Source organism: Bacillus sp. MYb78 (assembly GCF_002975115.1).
In the GTDB taxonomy this organism is placed as follows: Bacteria; Bacillota; Bacilli; order Bacillales; family Bacillaceae_G; genus Bacillus_A; species Bacillus_A cereus.
The window spans coordinates 209,953-227,080 of sequence record NZ_PCOB01000005.1; the positions used below are offsets into that span (position 1 = coordinate 209,953).

Consider the following 17,128-nt stretch of genomic DNA (forward strand, 5'->3'; position numbering starts at 1 on the left):
TTTATTATTTAATTAGTATCTTAATTTCATTAACAAACTCTTAATTTCCTCATCTTCCATAAAGAGATCGTGGTGCTTCTGGGTGATCTTTGCAAGTGCAACGTCGTGATAGAAAAATTCTGTAAAGAACTTTACGAAAGGTTGTGACATTGTTTTCATCGCTTGCCATGACTCTTGTTCTACGCCAGCAAATAAAATTTCACGATCGTCAACGATGAGTAGCAAGTAGCGCTCTAATGCATTAGGTTCTTCAGCTGGGATTAGAAAATGCATGTTTTCTAAGTCTGTTTCTACTTCTCCAACAATAAGGGATTCAATTTGAACACCTTGTTTTGCTTTTTGTTCTAGTAAAGGGAGATATTCTAAAAGAGTATCATTCCAAGCTGAAATACGGATTGATTCTTGTGCACTTTCAATGAGTTCTTTACTTTGAACTCGAATAGAAGATTGCATTTTTAAGCTCCACACACGGTCATCTGTAAATGATTTTTTTGATATATTTGTTTCCAGTTCTTTAATATTTGATTGGAATTCTGTCGTTAATTTTTCAATTGCTAGCTTTAGTGGTAATGCTGTATACAATTTTTTCTTTTCTGAAACAGAATCCATTACCATTCCTTTATCGATTAGGCGTGCTAGTACTTCATATATTTTTGCTTTTGGAACACCTGAATGCTTCACAATTGTTGTAGCATCTAATGGTTCATTGCTTGATACGACAACTTCATAAGCTTGGCTTTCATATTGTGAGAAACCGAATTTTTGTAACATAGTTCCCTCCGAACGAATGAGATTATATTTTAAGGATAATGAACTATTTGTTTTTGCACAAGTGGTAGTCCGTTTTCTAATTGTATTAAGGTGAGAATTAATTTCAATTTTTTAATTTTATCTATTATACTTAATATAATGATTAATAAGATTTTAATTTAATACGAAGGGGATGCTTGGGGGAAAATGTTAAGAAGTTTACGTTTAAAAATTGCGGTAGTGTTTTCGGTACTTATTTCTATGATGTTCGTAATATTGGGTACAGCTGTGTATCAATTACAGAAAGAAAAGGAAGTGCGTTCCTTAGACGAGTATTCTCAAAATGCGATGGATCTTGTGACAGAGCAACTTACGACATTTGTTCAAAGAACGGATGAAGATATGGGGTATTACGCGAACAGTGAGATGATTCGTAATATGCTTCAAGGTGGGGTTACTCCGGAAGAGGAAGCGTTTTTAACGAAAGAGTTTGCGGAGTATAAAAAGAATCATCCTGGTATTTTAGATTTATATATTGGTACGAAAGATAAAAAAACATTAAGTGCCAATCTTGCTGAAGGTGGGCAAGTGCCAGAAGGATACGATCCAACGACAAGACCATGGTATAAAGATTCAGAGGCTGATGTAAAAAAGGTCCATTGGGGACAACCTTCTTATGAAATTGCAACAGGCAAGTTAAGTGTAGGTGTTTCTAAAGCAATTACAGCTCAAGATGGGTCTGTATTAGGCGTTGTTGCGATGGATGTATCGCTTGGGACGATTCAGAAGTTGCTTCACAATATTCAATACAATAATGACGGAGAAATGTTTATTATAAATGATAAAAATATGGCTCTTGTTTATCCAGAAAAGATAGGGAAAGATGTTTCTAAAGAGCCACTTATAAAGAGTTTAAATAAAGAGGTAACAAAATATGCGGTCACTACAATAAAAGGTGAAGATGTAGTTGTTTATAGTCAATCATTTGATACGATGAAATGGACGATAGGAATCTTTTATCCGAAAGAAACGATCGATGGGCTATTAAATAGTACGAGAAATACAGTTATTATAATGGCATGTATTAGTTTATTAGTTGGAATCGTAGCTTCCTACTTGTTCTCAAGAAGATTAGCAAGACCACTGCAACTATTAAAGAATCACGTTCAAAAAGTAGCAGAAGGCGATTTAACGCTGCGAATGAAAGTGACAAGTAAAGATGAAGTTGGAGAGTTGGCTAAGCACTTTAATGATATGGTTGAACAAATGAATGAAATGGTAAGTAAAATTAAAAACAGCGTATCAACGGTGCAACAATCAACGAATAGTTTACATTATTTAACGAACGAAACAGTAGCGGCTAGTAGAGAAGTTTCAGGAGCGATGGATGATGTGAGCGGAGGAGCTTCTACTCTTGCGAATAGTGTGGATGAAGTTTCAGCTCAGCTCGAGAATATGGCGGAGTCAGTGGAACAAATGAATAGCTCCGTTGGTGAAATAAAAGGAGTGGCTGGCAAAGCGGAAGAGGCATCTAAGCAAGGATTAAATACAATGAGGAATTTAATCCGTACGAGGGGACAATCATCTTCGATTGTTGTTCATACAGAAGAAGCATCGGATAAGTTAGAACAAAGAGTTGGATCGATTCAAAATGTTGTTGAGCTTATAAAAGGCATTTCGGATCAAACAAATTTACTTGCTTTAAATGCTTCGATTGAAGCTGCCCGTGCAGGTGAACAAGGTAAGGGATTTGCGGTTGTTGCTGAAGAGGTTCGGAAATTAGCGGAACAATCAAAAGAGGCTACCGGAGAAATCACAACGATGATTGGTGATGTGCAAGTAGAAGTAAAAAGAGTTGTAGAAGTTGTAAGTAAATTGAAAGACATTGCAGATGTGCAAAATAAAGTGACGACAGAGGCAGAAATGGAGTTCCGCACAATTATGTCAGTTGTAAATACGATTAGTACTTCAGTTGAAAAAATTGTAGAAGAGGTACATAACATAGGTTACGAGCAAGGAGAAATTACAGCGGTAATGCACACAATTGCTGGTACGAGTCAAGAAAGTGCAGCTGTTTCCGAAGAGGTACATGCTGCAACGGAATCACAGGTGAATCATTTAGAAAAGGTAGCTCACACGATGGAAAGTTTGACAGAACATATGAGAGATTTAGAAAGATTAGTCGAGCAGTTTAAAGTGGAAGAGTAACATATTAGTAAAATGATGAGGATTTCGGTAAAATAGACAATGGATATATAAGAAACGATTATAGGAGGAAGACTACTATGGCAATTGTTGATGTATCGATTATTCCAGTAGGAACAGGTAATCCAAGTGTTAGTGAATATGTAGCAGAAGTACAAAAGGTGCTAGAGAAAAATGCGGATCGCGTGAAGTATCAATTAACACCGATGAATACAATTATTGAAGGAGATCTTCCTGTCATTCTAGAAGTAATTCAACAAATGCATGAAGTGCCTTATACGAAAGGTGCACAGCGTGTTGCAACAACAATTCGTATTGATGATCGTCGTGATAAAGTAAGCACAATGGAGAAAAAATTAAACTCTGTTCGATCAAAATTATAAGAAAAAGCAGCGATTTTCGCTGCTTTTTTCATATAGGAGGTAAATAAAATGAGTGAAAAGTTTAATGAACAATTTGACGGGTTGTTAGAGAAATACACGGAATTATTACTTGGAGAGAGCGATGAAGAGAGAAAAGAGCAGGTGCAGAAGTGGGCACTTTATTCTTACATAGCGAAGACGATGCCAGCTTTAGTGAAGCATTGGAATGAGACATATCCAGATGCGAAAGAAGAGATGGTGCAGTTAATTACGGATATTAAAAGGCTGAATGAAGAGAAGCGAAATGAGCAGTGAGAAAACTTGAGGTGAATGTTACCTCAAGTTTTCTTTATTAATATCCTTATATAATTTACATGGAATATTAAGGGTTTTATAGGCATGTCGAATATTTTCGGTATGCCTATTTTTGCCCTAGTAAACCCGTTTTTTCTAAATGTCGAAAAATATTCCCTTCATATTTACATGCGAGAATATAGGTTTTTAAATGTTTTTATAGTATTTTATAAATTATCTAAATAATTATTTGTATCCAATAATTTTAAACAATGATATAATTTTGAAGAGGGGTAAAAAACAGATAAATTACAGTCATAGGGGTGAATTACATGGAACAATTAATGCGAAATTCGTTTCTTTTCTTATCTAAAAATAAAGCGCTAACAAAACTGGCTAAAAAGTACGGTTTACGCTTTGGTGCAGGTCGCTTCGTCGCAGGGGAGACGATTGAATTAGCGACAGCTGCCATTCAGGCATTAAATAAGCAAGGACTTTGTGTAACAATCGATTATTTAGGTGAATTCGTTGATAATGAAGCGGAAGCAAATGAAATGGCTAACCAATCGATTGAAGCGATCCGTGCAATTGGAAGAGAAGGTCTTGATTCGCAGCTTTCTTTAAAGATGACTTCTATGGGATTAGATATCTCTGATGAAATCGTAATGAACAATATGCGCCGTATTTTAGAAGCTGCAAAAGAAAATGGTGTGTTCGTTACAATTGATATGGAAGACTATACACGCTGCGGGAAAACAATTGATATCTTTAAACAATTAAAATCTGAATACGATAATATTGGTACTGTTATTCAAGCTTACCTATATCGTACAGAAAAAGATATTGAAGACTTAAACGCTTATAATCCTAATTTACGTCTTGTAAAAGGGGCTTATAAAGAACCTGAAGAAGTGGCGTTCCCGGACAAGAAAGATGTAGATGACAATTATAAAAAAATTATTAAAATGCACTTATTAAATGGGAATTATACTGCAATTGCTTCACATGACGAAGCGATTATTGAATATACAAAAAAACTTGCCGAAGAACACAACATTCCAAGGGATCAATTTGAATTCCAAATGTTATATGGTATTCGTAATGAGCGTCAACTTGAGCTAGTAAAAGAAGGTTACAAAATGCGTGTTTACGTACCTTATGGAAACGACTGGTATGGCTACTTCATGCGTCGTCTAGCAGAGCGTCCAGCAAACGTTGCGTTCGTATTAAAAGGTATGGTTAAAAAATAACCAAGGAGAAAATACTCCTTGGTTATTTTAATTGCTGAAATGCGTAATGCGCCATTTTTTTCGTATCAGGATATAGTTGCGCGCGAGTAGAAGATAATACGACGTTAATGACGCGTTTACCGTCTTTTTCATCCACTGTTACGACTGTATATTTGCCGAGTGCTGATAGACCGCTTTTACTTCCAATCGCATATGGATCGTCATATAGTTCTTCTCGTCCATAGTTTGCGATGTTTGGAGAGCGTTCTGAAGTATGTAGAGTTGTACGTGTTGAATTCATATATTCTAAAACAACTGGATACTTTAATGCTTCTTTCGTAATAATAGCAATGTCATATGGTGATACTTTATTCCCAATTGCATCAGCACCACTTGCGTTCTTGAAAGTTGCATGCTTTGTACCAAGTTCCTTTGCTCTAGCATTCATCATTTTCACAAATTCATTTTTTGATCCTGCGATATGTTCTGCAATTGATTCAGCTATTGGATCTGCACTAATGATAAGCATAAGTTTTAATGCCTCATCACGCTTTAATTTTTCTCCAGCACGAAGTTTAATTTTCTTGCTTTGACTTTCTGTTTTAATTGCATTTTCTGTAACCGTAATTTCTTCATCTTCTTTTACATTCTCTAGTAAAAGAAGGGTTGTCATCATTTTGGCTATACTAGCCGGATAAGAACGTTCGTCTTCGCGTTTCCCATACAAAATTTCACCTGTTTTTGCATCGATTGTAACTCCATATTGCCCAGTAATATTAGGTTGATCAGCTCTTACAGCTTGTTGCCTTTGTGCATAAGAGAAGAAAATCATTCCTGTAAATAGTGTAGCAATCATTACAATCATAACTATTGTTCGTTTCATCATCGTTCCCTCTTTTGTTTTCCATATGTACAAATAAATTGGGCAGAAAAAGCAGCCATTAATCATTATGCCACGTTCTCTGCCCAAAAATATAGCGTTATTTTTCGCCCATATTATGCTTCTTATATTGTTGGTTATTACCTTGGCGTCCTTTTTCAACACCTTGATTATGTGGACCTGCGTTTCCAGTTACACTAGCTGCACTAATTCCAGCCTTTGAAGGGTTTTTCTTAAGTTTTGCCATATATATTCCTCCAGTTTCGTCAGATTATAAAAAGGAAAAGTGCATTTAAACAAAGAAAATACACATGTATAGCATAGCCAAATGAAAGAAAAATATTTATTTCAGAAAATTTTATCAATAAATATATTGCGAAAATTTAAACAGTATCATATATTTATTAGTAGAGGCTCACTCATTGATTGCGACTTATGTCGAAAAATTGAATGAGCATTCATTCAAGAATAGGGGGAGAATTGGATGTTCCAAATTAAAAAGGCTGCTGTTCTAGGTTCAGGCGTAATGGGTTCGGGAATTGCGGCACACTTAGCTAATATTGGTATTCCGACATTATTGCTTGATATTGTACCACCTGCGCTTACGAAAGAAGAGGAAGCGAAGGGACTTACATTAGAACATAAAAGTGTGAGAAATCGTTTTAGTAATACGGCTGTACAGAAACTATTGAAGCAAAAGCCAGCTCCTCTGACAGTGAAAGGAAATCTAGCACTGATCGAAGCAGGTAACTTAGAAGATGATCTTGAGCTTCTAGCTGATGTAGATTGGATTATTGAAGTAGTAGTTGAAAACTTAGATATTAAAAAGAAATTATTTGAAAAAGTAGACGCTGTTCGTAAACCAGGTTCTATTGTAAGCTCGAATACGTCAGGTATTTCAGTTGAAAAAATGGCAGAAGGTCGTTCAGACGACTTCCAGAAACACTTCTTAGGCACACACTTTTTTAACCCACCACGATATTTAAAACTTCTAGAGGTAATACCGACGAAAGAAACAGATCCACAAGTATTAAGCTTCATGAAACTATTTGGCGAAGACGTTCTTGGAAAAGGCGTTGTTATCGCAAAAGACACACCAAACTTTATTGGAAACCGCATCGGTACGTACGGTTTATTAGTAACTCTTCAAGAGATGATAAAACGCGGCTACAGCATTGGGGAAGTTGATTCTGTAACAGGTCCATTAATTGGTCGTCCGAAGAGTGCAACGTTCCGTACATTAGATGTTGTCGGTTTAGATACATTCGTACACGTTGCAAATAACGTATATGAAAACGTACAAGAAGAAGAGCGTGATGTATTTAAAGTACCAGCTTTCATGCATGACATGCTTGATAAAAAATGGCTTGGAAGCAAAACAGGTCAAGGCTTCTTCTTAAAACAAGGAAAAGAAATTTTAGAACTAAATCCTGAAACGATGGAATATGAAGCGCGTAAAAAATTAAAAGCTGCATCCGTAGAGTTAAGTAAACAAGAAAAAGGATTAGCGAATAAATTGAAAGCGCTTGTATACGCAAAAGACCGCGCAGGAGAGTTATTATGGAACATCATTACACCAACTCTTTTATACTCTGCAAAACTTCATAAAGAAATTGCTGACGATATCGTTGCAATTGACCAAGCGATGAAGTGGGGCTTCGGCTGGGAGCAAGGACCGTTTGAAGTATGGGATGCAATCGGCGTTGAAAAATCTGTTCAAAAGATGGAAGAAAACGGCGTAGTCGTTCCTACTTGGGTGAAAGAAATGTTAGAGAAAGGTTTCACTACTTTCTATAAACATGATAACGGCGATAGCTACTATTACGATAATGGCGAATATAAGCTAATCGAGCGTAATAAAAAAGCAATTTCTCTTAAGCAATTAAAAGCGAAAAATGGTGTATTAAAGAAAAATAGCGGAGCGAGCTTAATTGATTTAGGCGACGGCATCCTTTGCTTAGAGTTCCATTCGAAGAGCAATGCAATCGGTATGGATATTACGCAAATGATTAACTACGCTGTTGATGAAGTAGAAAAGAATTATAAAGGTCTTGTTATCGGTAACCAATCGAAGAACTTCTGTGTTGGTGCGAACCTAGCAATGATCTTAATGGAAGCACAAGACGACAATTACTTTGAAATTGAGTTGGTTGTGAAAAACTTCCAAGATGCAATGACGAAAATTAAGTACTCTTCTAAGCCAGTTGTAGCAGCACCATACGGTATGACGCTTGGCGGAGGTACAGAAGTTTGCTTACCAGCAGCTAGCATTCAAGCTTCTAGTGAAACGTATATGGGCTTAGTAGAAGTTGGTGTTGGCTTAATCCCTGGCGGAGGCGGTAATAAAGAGCTATACATTAAACACTTAAATAAAATGCCAAACGGTGTAGAGTTTGATCTGCAAAAAGTTGCGAATAAAGTGTTCGAATCTGTAGCGATGGCGAAAGTTTCTACATCAGCACAAGAAGCTGTATCGAACAACTTCTTAGGCGATAAAGACGGTATTAGTGTGAATGGTGATCACTTACTATATGATGCGAAACAGAAAGCACTTGCTTTATATGAAGCTGGCTATAAAGCACCGATTCGTAAAAAGATACCAGTTGTTGGTGAAACAGGATATGCAACTCTTGTACTTGGTGCAGAAGCAATGCATTTATCAGGTTACATTTCTGAACATGATCTTCACATTGCGAAGAAACTTGCATACGTCATTGCGGGCGGAAAAGTGCCGTACGGAACAGAAGTTGATGAGCAGTATTTATTAGATGTAGAACGTGAAGCATTTATTAGCTTAGTAAGTGAGATGAAATCACAAGCAAGAATGCAGCACATGCTTGTAAAAGGAAAGCCATTACGTAACTAATAACGAGGGGAGATATCGTTCATGAGAGAAGCTGTCATTGTTGCGGGAGCAAGAACACCAATTGGAAAAGCAAAGAGGGGTTCATTAAAAACAGTTCGTCCTGACGATCTAGGGGCGTTAGTAGTAAAGGAAACGTTAAAGCGTGCAAATTATGAAGGACCAATCGATGATTTAATTTTCGGTTGTGCGATGCCAGAAGCAGAACAAGGTTTAAATATGGCTCGTAATATCGGCGGACTAGCAGGACTTTCTTACGATGTTCCAGCTATTACAATTAACCGCTACTGTTCTTCTGGTTTACAAAGTATCGCTTACGGAGCAGAGCGCATTATGCTTGGTCACTCTGAAGCTGTATTATCAGGCGGAGCGGAATCAATGAGTTTAGTTCCAATGATGGGACACGTTGTTCGTCCGAATAGTCGCCTTGTAGAAGCGGCTCCGGAATATTATATGGGTATGGGACATACAGCAGAGCAAGTTGCTGTGAAATATGGAATTTCTCGTGAAGAGCAAGATGCATTTGCAGTAAGAAGTCATCAACGTGCTGCCAAAGCATTAGCGGCAGGAAACTTTGCTGATGAAACAGTATCTGTAGATGTGACGTTACGCTCGGTTGGCTCAAACAATAAACTGCAAGAAGAAACAATCATTTTCGCACAAGATGAAGGTGTAAGAGCAGAGACGACGCTAGACATTTTAGGTAAATTACGTCCAGCATTTAACGTTCGCGGTTCTGTAACAGCTGGTAACTCTTCACAAATGAGTGACGGTGCAGCATCTGTACTATTAATGGATCGTGAAAAAGCAGTGAGCGATGGCATGAAGCCACTTGCGAAATTCCGTTCATTTGCAGTAGCTGGCGTACCACCAGAAGTAATGGGAATCGGCCCAATCGCTGCAATTCCAAAAGCGTTAAAACTAGCTGGCTTAGAGCTATCTGATATTGGCTTATTCGAACTAAACGAAGCATTTGCTTCTCAATCGATCCAAGTTATTCGTGAACTTGGTTTAGATGAAGAAAAAGTAAACGTAAACGGTGGTGCAATCGCACTTGGACATCCACTTGGCTGTACAGGAGCAAAACTAACACTATCTCTTATTCACGAAATGAAACGCCGCAACGAACAATTCGGTATCGTAACAATGTGTATTGGCGGCGGAATGGGAGCAGCGGGAGTATTTGAATTACTATAAAAAAGTGGAAGCGGCTTGTTCAGAACGAGACGACGCTAAAGCAAAGAATGGAAGCAACAAAGGTTTATAAAAAATAAACGGGAGAGCCAGCTTCTTTCAAAAAGAGAGAAGCTGCTCATGAAAATATGAAGGAGGAAATTTTCATGGAAAAAACAGTAGGAAATGCGGTTAAAGGCGGTAGCTTTTTAGTTGATGAGATTACGATTGATCAAGTGTTTACGCCAGAAGATTTTTCATCTGAGCATAAAATGATTGCAAAAACGACAGAGGACTTTATCGTAAATGAAGTTCTTCCAGAGCTTGAATATTTAGAGCAACATGAATTTGATCGTTCAGTTCGTCTTTTAAAAGAAGCTGGGGAGCTTGGTTTATTAGGCGCTGACGTACCAGAAGAGTACGGTGGGATTGGTCTTGATAAAGTAAGCTCAGCGTTAATCGCAGAGAAATTCTCTCGCGCTGGCGGCTTTGCAATCACTCACGGTGCTCACGTAGGTATCGGATCTTTACCAATCGTATTATTCGGTAACGAAGAGCAAAAGAAAAAGTATTTACCATTACTTGCAACTGGTGAAAAATTAGCTGCATACGCATTAACTGAGCCAGGTTCAGGATCTGACGCATTAGGCGCAAAAACAACTGCACGTTTAAATGCAGAAGGTACACATTATGTATTAAACGGTGAAAAACAGTGGATTACAAACTCTGCATTCGCTGACGTATTCGTTGTATATGCAAAAATTGATGGAGAGCATTTCTCAGCATTTATCGTAGAGAAAGAATACGCTGGTGTATCTACAAGCCCTGAAGAGAAGAAAATGGGTATTAAATGTTCTTCAACTCGTACGTTAATTTTAGAAGATGCGTTAGTACCGAAAGAAAACCTACTTGGTGAAATCGGTAAAGGTCATATTATCGCATTCAACATTTTAAATATCGGTCGTTATAAATTAGGTGTTGGTACAGTTGGATCTGCAAAACGTGCAGTAGAAATTTCAGCACAATATGCAAACCAACGTCAACAGTTCAAGCAACCAATCGCTCGCTTCCCATTAATTCAAGAGAAACTTGCGAATATGGCAGCAAAAACATATGCAGCTGAAAGTTCTGTATATCGTACAGTAGGTTTATTCGAAAGCCGCATGAGCACATTATCTGAAGAAGAAGTAAAAGACGGTAAAGCAGTAGCAGCTTCTATCGCTGAATATGCAATCGAGTGCTCTTTAAACAAAGTATTCGGTTCTGAAGTATTAGACTATACAGTAGATGAAGGTGTTCAAATTCACGGTGGTTACGGATTCATGGCAGAATACGAGATTGAAAGAATGTACCGCGATTCTCGTATTAACCGTATTTTCGAAGGAACGAACGAAATTAACCGCCTAATCGTACCAGGTACGTTCTTACGTAAAGCGATGAAAGGTGAATTACCACTTCTTCAAAAAGCACAAAAATTACAAGAAGAGTTAATGATGATGATGCCAGAAGAAGTAGGCGATGAGCCATTAGCACTTCAAAAGTATTTAGTAACTAATGCGAAGAAAATCGGCTTAATGGTAGCTGGATTAGCTGCTCAAAAATACGGTAAAGCATTAGATAAAGAGCAAGAAATTCTTGTAAATATCGCTGACATCGTAAGCAACCTATACGCAATGGAGTCAGCTGTTCTTCGTACAGAAAAAGCAATTAAAACAACTGGTCTTGAAAAGAATAAACAAAAAGTGTTATACACTGAAGTATTCTGCCAAGAAGCATTCAACGAAATCGAAGCAGATGCGAAAGAAACACTTATCGCAGTTGAAAACGGCGACATGCTGCGCATGATGTTATCATCATTACGTAAATTAACTCGCCACACACCACTTAACGTAATTCCGAAGAAACGTGAAATCGCTGCGAAAATTTTAGAAGATGAGCGTTACACAGTTTAATATCTTTAAAGAACAGTAGTCGTTTATACGGCTACTGTTCTTTTTTTTGAAAAAAAGAAATTTTTAGTGACATAAAACTAATGGTATTAGTTTTTGTGAAAAGGGAGATGGGACTATGAGGATGATACATGAAAAAACGTTATATCAATTGTCATTTTTGCCAAGAGCGTTTCCTGTAAATTGTTACTTTGTAGAGGAAGAAGATAGTTTAACTTTAATTGACGCGGCTTTGCCATATAGCGCAAAAGGTATTTTACAGGCGGCTGAGAAAATAGGGAAACCAATTACTAAGATTGTATTAACACATGCGCATGATGATCACATCGGTGCATTAGATGCATTAAAGGAAGTACTTCCTCATGTTCCAGTCCATATTTCTAAGCGGGACGCAAAGCTGTTAGAAGGAGATACGACGTTACAAAAGGATGAACCGAATATACCGATAAAAGGCGGTGTACCTAAAAAAGTAAAAACGGTACCTGATGTTTTATTAGAAGATGGCGACCGAGTTGGATCGCTTCTTGCAATTATGACACCGGGACATACACCAGGATCCATGTCGTTTCTTGATGTACGAAATAAAGCTCTTATTGTTGGGGATGCATTTCAAACAAGAGGAGGTATGGCTGTTTCGGGACAAATGAAATTTTGGTTTCCGTTTCCAGCGATGGCAACGTGGAGCAAAGAAATATCATTACAAAGTGCACAGAAGCTAAGCGAATATGAACCTTCCTTGCTTGCGGCAGGGCACGGAAAAATGATAAAGAATCCAGGGGCCGTCATAGAGCTTTCTATTAAGGAAGCGAAGCGGAATATAGAAAGTAAGAAAGAGGGGTAATTTATGTCACCGAGAATCGGACTTACATTACAGAAAATTGTAGAAACAGCTGCAGAAATTGCAGATACAAATGGAATACAAGAAGTAACGTTAGCTTCATTAGCGCAAAGGTTAGGGATACGTTCGCCCTCACTATATAATCATGTAAAAGGATTACAAGATGTACGGAAAAATCTTGGTATTTACGGAATAAAACAGCTGCATAACAAACTGGAAGAAGCGGCCGAGGATAAACGTATGGATGAAGCAATTCATGCATTAGGAGAAGCGTATGTAGCATTTGTCCGAAAACATCCTGGACTATATGAAGCAACTTTTTTACGAGATGAAGAAGTAAGAAAAGCAGGTGACGAAATTGTAAAGCTTTGTCTTCAAGTTTTACAACAGTATGGCTTAGAAGGAGAGAATGCACTTCATGCGACACGCGGATTCAGAAGTATTTGTCATGGATTTGCTTCGATTGAACAGCAAGGCGGATTTGGTTTGCCGTTAGATCTGGATATAAGTTTACATGTATTATTGGAAACGTTTATTAAAGGATTACGTGAATAAGAAGCGAGGCAAACAAAAACCTTAGAAGTGATTCTAAGGTTTTTTAGTGCATATGATTCGAAAAGAACGGTAGGCTTTTTCTCATTACATGATATTATTTAGCAGGTTTGAAAAATGTGTATATAGCTACGGAAAGGCAAACGAAAATAAAAGCAATAGGATCTTGATATGGACTAGGCTCAGAGCCCTTCTGGATTTCTGTAAGGAAGTCATGTGTTTTCATGTTCATTGCTCCTTTAACTAATAAAATTTATATGATGCGAGGGTTATGGTGGATAGATAAGAAATTTTTGGAATTTCATCTAATAATTATTCTATAGTAATCTAATTCCAAAAACTATATAATACAAAGCTTTCATGATATGTAAAATTGCATATTATTCTTTTTGAAAAATTTGTTATATTATCTATATATTTGTATTAAAGGGTTTTTGTTAAGGTAATGAAAACAAATGGAGGAATAGTATGAGAAAAACAGTATTAGACGCGTATAATGCAGAAAGAGAAGTAGATAACATAACATATAAAAATCTAGTTGTAACGATTGCAAGCATTCTAGGGTTCTCACTCTTAGGGGGATTATTCCTTGCTTTAGCCCTTGGAATTTTTGGAGAAGAGGTATTACGTGCTAATTTAGAGGGATATTATTTACTTCTATTTGATGCAGCTGTTGTTACTATTGTTTTATTTGCGTATAAACCAGTGCTTCATTTTATTAAGAACATATGGGATGTATCTATTTTAAAAAATGGGAAAACCTACTTGTATTTATTAATAGGTTTTATCATCATTGCATTAACTCAGTATGTAATGTTAGAGTTGTTTAGCTTTGAAAGTGCAGAGCAGCAACGAGATCAATTAGGGAGCTTAGGACTTCAAAATAGTCTACAAAGTATTATATATGTGTTAAGTGTTGCTATAATTACACCAATTAAAGAAGAAATTTTATATAGAGGTATTTTGTATCGATTTTTTGAAAAGAAATATAGTTTTCTAGTTGGTATCATTATTTCTTCCTTCATCTTTGGGATTCTTCATGGTGGTTTTCCGGTTACGGCAATGATTATGGGGATTGTATTTGCTATGTTATATAAGAAAACACAATCTATTTTACCTAGCATCATTTTACATATTGTATGGAACCTACTTGTGAGTATAAGTATGATTGTTTCTTTATAAAATTGAATGAATATTTAGCATAAAAGATGAATGGCCTAGCTATTCATCTTTTATTTTGTTTATATGTGGGGAAAATTGATGAATACAATCCAAAAAGAACCAAATACTAATGATGAATGAACAAAGAAAGGCGGGTATGTTATATGCAAAACTTAACAGAGCTTGAAGTAGAAAATTTACGTCATTTGATTGGTGGACACGCTACCATTATTAACAAGTTGGAGCAGTATGCACAGACGTGTACAGATCCACAACTGAAACAAATGCTACAAAAAGATGCGCAAGATGCACGAAATACGAAACAGCAATTAATGACTTTCCTAGGATAGGAGGAAGAGAAAGATGAATGAAAAAGATATGGTAAATGATTATTTAGCAGGATTAAATGCAAGTTTAACAAGCTATGCAAATTATATTGCTCAGTCTGATAATGAACAGTTACATCAAACGTTAATCCAAATTCGTAATCAAGATGAGGCGCGCCAACGTAATATGTATGAGTACGCAAAGCAAAAGAGTTATTACAAACCGGCAGCACCTGCTAATCCGATGATCGTGCAGCAATTAAAAAGTCAGTTAAGTGCAGAATAATTGGATGAAAAAACGGGCGAAAATAGATTCGCTCGTTTTATTTTTTTGTATGTCAATAAATACATAATAAATATTTTTCCAGTTGTAACAAATATGACGAAAATGGAATATAACAATTCACAAAAAGGACAAACACTTTGTTCAATATTTCACAAAGTATCCATGGTTTCTATCGTGAGAACCTCTATAATTAAGAGTGTAAAGAACAAAAGAAATAGATTATATGATCACTTAGGAGAGATTGCTATGAAAAGACATACAAGAAAAATTGCAATTATCGGTACTGGATTAGTTGGATCAAGTTGTGCGTATTCCATTGTAAATCAAGGGATTTGCGAAGAGCTATTATTAATTGATATAAATCATGAACGTGCAGTTGGGGAAGCAATGGATTTATCACATTGCATTAACTTTACAAATACAAGAACAAAAGTATATGCAGGAAGCTATGAAGACTGCAAAGATATGGACATCGTTATTATTACAGCAGGTCCAGCACCAAAACCAGGGCAAAGTCGCTTAGATACTTTAGGAGCGAGTGCGAAGATTATGGAAAGTGTTGTTGGTGGCGTAATGGAAAGTGGATTTGATGGTATTTTCTTACTTGCATCGAACCCAGTTGATATTATTACATATCAAGTTTGGAAATTATCTGGATTACCTAGAAATCGCGTAATCGGTACTGGTACATCACTAGATTCTTCTCGCTTAAGAACAATTTTATCTGAAATGCTACATGTAGACCCTCGTAGTATTCATGGGTATTCATTAGGAGAACATGGTGATTCTCAAATGGTTGCTTGGTCTCATGTAACTGTTGGTGGAAAGCCAATTCTGCAAATTTTAGAAGAACAAAAAGAACGATTTGGTGAAATAGATTTAGATGAAATCGTTGAGAAGACTGCAAAAGCCGGATGGGAAATTTATAAACGTAAAGGAACTACTTATTACGGAATCGGAAATTCTCTAGCATATATTGCAAGCTCAATCTTTAATGATGATCATCGTGTCATTGCTGTATCAGCCATTTTAGATGGTGAGTACGGTGAATACGATATTTGTACAGGAGTACCAGCTATTATTACTAGAGACGGTATAAGAGAAGTTGTAGAACTCAATTTAACAGAGGATGAAGAATCTCGATTCGCAAAATCAAACGATATTTTACGTGATTATATGAAAACAATTGGTTACTAACTTATAGAAGAAGGTGAAACAAATGAAGGAATATATAATGTCTCGTGTATTTAAAGCATCTGCTGGAATCGCACAAGGTATTTTCGTATCCCTCGGAATTGGTTTACTAATCGAAAATATAGGAAGAATTGTTGATATTCCGTTGCTTATTACAATCGGAGTTGTTGCAAAATCACTTATGGCACCAGCCATTGGTGCTGGAATTGCTTTTATGCTCGGTGCAAATGGTCTTGTAATCTTCTCGGCGATGGTAGCCGGAGCGATTGGTGCCGGATCCATTTCAATTACTGAAGCTGGTCTAATTATTAAAACAGGTGAGCCAATCGGTGCTTTATTAACAGCAACTTTAGCTGTATATATTGGTAAACGTTTAAGCGGAAAAACTGCTTTAGATATGATGCTCGTTCCATTTGCGGCCATATTAGGTTCTGGTTTAGTTGGTATTTGGTTATCTCATAATATTACTCCTGTTTTAAATGCAGTTGGAGCGTTCATTAAAGATAGCTCAGCTGGTAGCCCGTTTATCGCTTCTATCGTCATTGCAGTAGTTTGGGGACTATTACTTATCTCTCCAGCTTCATCAGCTGCGTTAGCGATCGCAGCTTAGACGGTGTTGCAGGTGGTGCAGCTCTTGCCGGATGCGTCGCTCAGTTTATTGGATTCTCTGTCATCTCAGCAAAAGAAAACAATTTAGGTGGCATATTAGCTCAAGCTCTTTGTACTCCGAAAGTACAGTTGCCAAATATCACTAAAAATCCAATGATTCTCGTCCCAACTGTCGTCGCCAGTGCTATAGTCGGTCCGGTATCCGCATTAATTTTCCAACTGGAAGCAGGAAAAGAAATTGCAGGTCTTGGATTAAGTTCTCTTATCGCACCAATTAATTTAATTTCCAGCGAAGGATGGGAAGTTCTCCCGGCGATGGTAATTACTTATATCGTCATTCCAGTAGCTGTTTCTTATATACTTTACATTGCTCTTAAAAAAGCAGGTCGTATTCATTCTGGTGATATGACTGTACCGCAATCTTAAATTGAAAATCTCCTTAATAATAGATAAAAGC

The 17,128-nt window shown here is 36.9% G+C and carries 16 protein-coding genes and 2 pseudogenes; 15 read left to right on the top strand and 3 right to left on the bottom strand.

Translation table 11 applies throughout. The features are described from left to right. Window positions 1-12: 12 nt before the first annotated feature. Entirely contained in the window at window positions 13-771 is a 759-nt protein-coding gene (locus CQ064_RS13425; protein ID WP_000939481.1) for a TrmB family transcriptional regulator, read from the bottom strand. A 243-nt stretch (window positions 772-1,014) separates the two neighbouring features. Between CQ064_RS13425 and CQ064_RS34505 the strand changes: the two are divergent. The 5 genes and pseudogenes from CQ064_RS34505 to CQ064_RS13445 all read left to right on the top strand — a co-directional run. Next, window positions 1,015-2,010: pseudogene (locus tag CQ064_RS34505) on the top strand (cache domain-containing protein); the annotation flags it as partial. Window positions 2,011-2,133: 123 nt separating this feature from the next. Continuing rightward, window positions 2,134-2,958: a methyl-accepting chemotaxis protein gene (locus tag CQ064_RS34510; protein WP_404978270.1), complete on the top strand. Its 825-nt coding sequence runs from the start codon at window positions 2,134-2,136 to the stop codon at window positions 2,956-2,958. A gap of 77 nt (window positions 2,959-3,035) precedes the next feature. Next, window positions 3,036-3,338 carry an MTH1187 family thiamine-binding protein gene (locus tag CQ064_RS13435; protein ID WP_001018860.1) on the top strand — a complete coding sequence of 101 codons (303 nt, stop codon included), beginning with the start codon at window positions 3,036-3,038 and terminating at the stop codon, window positions 3,336-3,338. A 48-nt stretch (window positions 3,339-3,386) separates the two neighbouring features. Next, window positions 3,387-3,632 (top strand): YusU family protein, encoded by a 246-nt coding sequence (locus CQ064_RS13440; RefSeq protein ID WP_001290585.1) that lies wholly within the window; start codon window positions 3,387-3,389, stop codon window positions 3,630-3,632. Between the two features lie 311 nt (window positions 3,633-3,943). Next, window positions 3,944-4,861: a proline dehydrogenase family protein gene (locus tag CQ064_RS13445; protein WP_000436780.1), complete on the top strand. Its 918-nt coding sequence runs from the start codon at window positions 3,944-3,946 to the stop codon at window positions 4,859-4,861. A gap of 22 nt (window positions 4,862-4,883) precedes the next feature. Here the strand turns inward: CQ064_RS13445 and CQ064_RS13450 are convergent, their stop codons facing one another. Then, window positions 4,884-5,723, bottom strand: a complete 840-nt coding sequence (locus CQ064_RS13450; protein ID WP_000831465.1) for a D-alanyl-D-alanine carboxypeptidase family protein — start codon at window positions 5,721-5,723, stop codon at window positions 4,884-4,886. Between the two features lie 97 nt (window positions 5,724-5,820). Next, window positions 5,821-5,967 carry a YuzL family protein gene (locus CQ064_RS13455; protein ID WP_001096346.1) on the bottom strand — a complete coding sequence of 49 codons (147 nt, stop codon included), beginning with the start codon at window positions 5,965-5,967 and terminating at the stop codon, window positions 5,821-5,823. 237 nt (window positions 5,968-6,204) lie between these two features. On the opposite strand from CQ064_RS13455, the gene CQ064_RS13460 reads away from it, so the two are divergent. The 10 genes and pseudogenes from CQ064_RS13460 (at window position 6,205) to CQ064_RS13505 (ending at window position 17,097) form a co-directional block, all read left to right on the top strand. Then, entirely contained in the window at window positions 6,205-8,586 is a 2,382-nt protein-coding gene (locus tag CQ064_RS13460) for a 3-hydroxyacyl-CoA dehydrogenase/enoyl-CoA hydratase family protein (RefSeq protein WP_000486359.1), read from the top strand. Window positions 8,587-8,607: 21 nt separating this feature from the next. Beyond that, on the top strand, window positions 8,608-9,780 hold the full coding sequence (locus CQ064_RS13465) for an acetyl-CoA C-acetyltransferase (RefSeq protein ID WP_001206331.1): 1,173 nt from the start codon (window positions 8,608-8,610) through the stop codon (window positions 9,778-9,780). 143 nt (window positions 9,781-9,923) lie between these two features. Further along, on the top strand, window positions 9,924-11,708 hold the full coding sequence (locus tag CQ064_RS13470) for an acyl-CoA dehydrogenase family protein (RefSeq protein WP_000416293.1): 1,785 nt from the start codon (window positions 9,924-9,926) through the stop codon (window positions 11,706-11,708). A 115-nt stretch (window positions 11,709-11,823) separates the two neighbouring features. Beyond that, window positions 11,824-12,546: an MBL fold metallo-hydrolase gene (locus tag CQ064_RS13475; RefSeq protein WP_001242327.1), complete on the top strand. Its 723-nt coding sequence runs from the start codon at window positions 11,824-11,826 to the stop codon at window positions 12,544-12,546. Between the two features lie 3 nt (window positions 12,547-12,549). Then, window positions 12,550-13,098, top strand: coding sequence for a TetR/AcrR family transcriptional regulator (locus tag CQ064_RS13480; RefSeq protein ID WP_000074936.1), 549 nt, complete (start codon window positions 12,550-12,552; stop codon window positions 13,096-13,098). A 465-nt stretch (window positions 13,099-13,563) separates the two neighbouring features. After that, window positions 13,564-14,277 carry a CPBP family intramembrane glutamic endopeptidase gene (locus CQ064_RS13485; RefSeq protein WP_001232991.1) on the top strand — a complete coding sequence of 238 codons (714 nt, stop codon included), beginning with the start codon at window positions 13,564-13,566 and terminating at the stop codon, window positions 14,275-14,277. Window positions 14,278-14,420: 143 nt separating this feature from the next. Beyond that, on the top strand, window positions 14,421-14,606 hold the full coding sequence (locus CQ064_RS13490; protein WP_001180555.1) for a hypothetical protein: 186 nt from the start codon (window positions 14,421-14,423) through the stop codon (window positions 14,604-14,606). A 13-nt stretch (window positions 14,607-14,619) separates the two neighbouring features. Beyond that, window positions 14,620-14,868, top strand: coding sequence for a spore coat protein (locus tag CQ064_RS13495; RefSeq protein WP_001002981.1), 249 nt, complete (start codon window positions 14,620-14,622; stop codon window positions 14,866-14,868). A 246-nt stretch (window positions 14,869-15,114) separates the two neighbouring features. After that, the gene (locus CQ064_RS13500; protein WP_000820660.1) at window positions 15,115-16,065 is read left to right on the top strand and encodes an L-lactate dehydrogenase; all 951 of its coding nucleotides are present in this window, start codon (window positions 15,115-15,117) and stop codon (window positions 16,063-16,065) included. A gap of 22 nt (window positions 16,066-16,087) precedes the next feature. Beyond that, a pseudogene (locus CQ064_RS13505) lies at window positions 16,088-17,097 on the top strand (PTS sugar transporter subunit IIC). Window positions 17,098-17,128: the final 31 nt, after the last annotated feature.